Annotated in this window: 3 protein-coding genes and 2 pseudogenes; 2 read left to right on the plus strand and 3 right to left on the minus strand. The window is 59.9% G+C overall.

Going from position 1 to position 2,883, the window contains the following annotated elements:
- From WA145_RS03020 to puuE, 3 genes and pseudogenes are all read right to left on the minus strand, one after another.
- Positions 1-125, minus strand: a pseudogene (locus WA145_RS03020) (allantoicase); the annotation flags it as partial.
- Positions 126-175: 50 nt separating this feature from the next.
- Positions 176-691 carry a 2-oxo-4-hydroxy-4-carboxy-5-ureidoimidazoline decarboxylase gene (gene uraD / locus WA145_RS03025; RefSeq protein ID WP_422580152.1) on the minus strand — a complete coding sequence of 172 codons (516 nt, stop codon included), beginning with the start codon at positions 689-691 and terminating at the stop codon, positions 176-178.
- A complete protein-coding gene (puuE, locus tag WA145_RS03030) occupies positions 688-1,632 on the minus strand; it encodes an allantoinase PuuE (protein WP_422580153.1) in 945 nt (314 codons plus the stop codon). The genes uraD and puuE overlap by 4 nt, the downstream gene beginning before the upstream one ends.
- A 413-nt stretch (positions 1,633-2,045) precedes the next feature.
- On the opposite strand from puuE, the gene uraH reads away from it, so the two are divergent.
- The gene (gene uraH, locus WA145_RS03035; protein ID WP_422580154.1) at positions 2,046-2,399 is read left to right on the plus strand and encodes a hydroxyisourate hydrolase; all 354 of its coding nucleotides are present in this window, start codon (positions 2,046-2,048) and stop codon (positions 2,397-2,399) included.
- 117 nt (positions 2,400-2,516) lie between these two features.
- Positions 2,517-2,876, plus strand: a pseudogene (locus WA145_RS03040) (methyl-accepting chemotaxis protein); the annotation flags it as partial.
- Positions 2,877-2,883: the final 7 nt, after the last annotated feature.

Here is a 2,883-nt window from a genome sequence, read left to right on the forward strand (position 1 = left end):
GGGGTCGGCTGGAACAGACGGTTGACGTCGGCGAACCAGTCGTCGGTGACCGCGATGGCCTGGGTGCCCAGGCGCGCGTCGGCCAGGTTGACGTATTTCTCAAAGGGTACGGCGTAAGCTTTCATGAAATGTCTGCCTTAGATGATGGCGTTGGGGAGGGCGGAGGGCTTGCGGCCTACAGCTGCTGCAAGCGGAACAGCGCGATCTTGTTGATCTCGGCCAGGGCGCAGGCGAATTCCTGCTCCGGGGTGTTGTGGATGCGCTGCTCGAAGGCCGCCAGGATCTGGTGCCGATTGCTGCCTTTTACCGCCATGATGAAGGGGAAGCCGAACTTGGCCTTGTAGGCCTCGTTCAGTTCGGTAAAGCGGGCGAACTCTTCTGCGGTACAGGCGTGAATGCCCGCACCGGCCTGCTCCGAGGTGCTTGATGCGGTCAACTCACCGCGTACCGCTGCCTTGCCGGCCAGGTCCGGGTGAGCATTGATCAGCGCCAGCTGCGTGGCATGGCTGGCACTGAGCAACAGGTCGGCCATGCGCTGATGCAGGCCGTCGATTTCGTTGATGCTGTCATCCTGGCCCAGGTCAAAGGCCTTCTCGGCGACCCAGGGCGAGTGCTCGTAGATATCAGCGAAGACGTTGACGAATTCCTCGCGGCTCAGCTGGGACGGGGTCAGGGTCTGGAAACGGCTCATTTGCTGCTCTCTTGTGCAGGGATCGCGCTGAACGGGTGGGTGGCGTGCCAGTGGCGGGCGATATCGACGCGGCGTGCGCACCAGACTTTTTCGTGGCTCTGCACGTATTCGAGGAAGCGCGCCAGTGACGCCAGGCGCGCCGGGCGGCCGAGCAGGCGGCAGTGCATGCCGATCGAGAGCATCTTCGGTGCGCCGGCCACGCCTTCGGCATACAGCACATCGAAGGCGTCCTTCAGGTACTGGTAGAAGTCATCGCCGGTGTTGAAGCCCTGCACCTGGGTGAAGCGCATGTCGTTGGTGTCCAGGGTGTAAGGGATCACCAGATGCGGTTTGGCCGCGCTACTGGCCGGGTCCCAGTAGGGCAGGTCGTCGTCGTAGGTGTCGCTGTCATACAGAAAGCCACCTTCCTCGCGGACCAGGCGACGGGTGTTAGGCCCGGTGCGACCGGTGTACCAGCCTTGTGGACGCTGACCAGTAAGCTCGGTGAGGATGCGGATGGCTTCGAGCATATGCTCGCGCTCTTCGGCTTCGCTCATGTTCTGGTAGTCGATCCAGCGGTAGCCGTGGCTGCAGATCTCGTGGCCAGCGTCGACCATCGCCTTGATCGCATCCGGGTGACGCTGCGCAGCCATGGCCACGGCAAAGATGGTCAGCGGAATGTTGTGCTTCTGGAACAGGTTCAGCAAACGCCAGACGCCGGCACGGCTGCCATACTCGTAAAGCGACTCCATGCACAGGTTGCGCTGGCCTTGCAGCGGCTGCGCGGACACCATCTCGGAGAGGAACGCTTCGGACTCCTTGTCGCCGTGCAGCACGTTGCGCTCGCCGCCTTCCTCGTAATTGAGCACAAACGACAGGGCGATGCGCGCCCCATTCGGCCAGTGCGGATGGGGCGGGTTGTTGGCGTAACCGATCAGGTCGCGTGGGTAGTCAGCGCTCACTGCAGTCTTCCTTCTTGCTGTTTGTGGTGGTCATTGGGCAGGCATGGATGCGTTGCACGACCGGGGTGGGCTAATTGTATACAAAGTGCTTTGCATCTTGTAAATCTAAAATTTACTTATTTTGCGAAATTTTGCCTTAATGCTGAGTCTGTCCGGTGCATCAGCTGTTGCTGTGCAAAAGCAGTAATCGCAAGCACTTATGGCCGATTTACGGCCCGTTTAGGCTGTGCTTGGCAGGCCTGGCGGCTGATTTATTGTGTACAGTTTTTTGCAAAAGTGTCTTATTTTTGCTTTTCAGCATGCTATGCTTGAGCCCAGTCGAGGCTGCTTGGCCTGATAAATCTGCCGAATTCAATAAAAGTAGAGGAGGTGCGGCGTCTGTGTTGGCTTGTCTGCGCAGGTGCCCATAAACGATGGGACGATTGACCACACACGTACTGGATGCCGCCCATGGTTGCCCAGGCAGCGAACTGAAGATTGAGCTGTATCGCGTTGCAGGGGCACAGCTGGAGCTGCTCAATAGCCTGGTCACCAACCACGACGGGCGCTGTGATGCGCCGGTGCTGCAGGGTGACGATTATTGCAGTGGCGTTTATCAGCTGCATTTCCATGCTGGCGATTACTACCGCGCACGCGGCGTTGCATTGCCGGAGCCGGCCTTTCTGGATGTCGTGGTGCTGCGCTTCGGCATCGATGCAGGGCAAGAGCATTACCACGTGCCGCTGCTGATTTCCCCTTACAGCTACTCCACCTACCGCGGCAGCTGAAGCGCAGCTTGCCACCCGCTGGCGCAGTTTAAGCGTCTTTAGCGCGCATACACTGCGCGCTAGTCAGCCGATCAGTCCCTGCTCCGCTGCTTATACATTCGTGATTGCCTGGCTTAGTCGATTCGTGAGATCGAGCAGATGGTCAGCGGCATTCAGCAGGGCACCGACAAGGCGGTCAGTGCCATGCAGAACAGCAACAGCCGGGCGCGCTCAACCCTGGATGTGGCCAAGGCTGCCGGTCAGGCGCTGGATGAGATTGCGGCCGCGATTTCGCAGATCAACGAACGCAACCTGGTGATCGCCAGCGCCTCGGAAGAGCAGGCCCAGGTGGCCCGCGAAGTCGACCGCAACCTGGTGAATATCCGTGATCTGTCGTTGCAGTCTTCGGCTGGAGCCAACCAGACCAGTGCGGCCAGCCAGGAGTTATCGCGCCTAGCCGTAGACTTGAATGCGCTGGTGGCGCGCTTCTCGGTCTGATTAGGCC

The sequence above is a fragment of the Pseudomonas sp. genome, from assembly GCF_049301935.1.
GTDB lineage: Bacteria > Pseudomonadota > Gammaproteobacteria > Pseudomonadales > Pseudomonadaceae > Aquipseudomonas.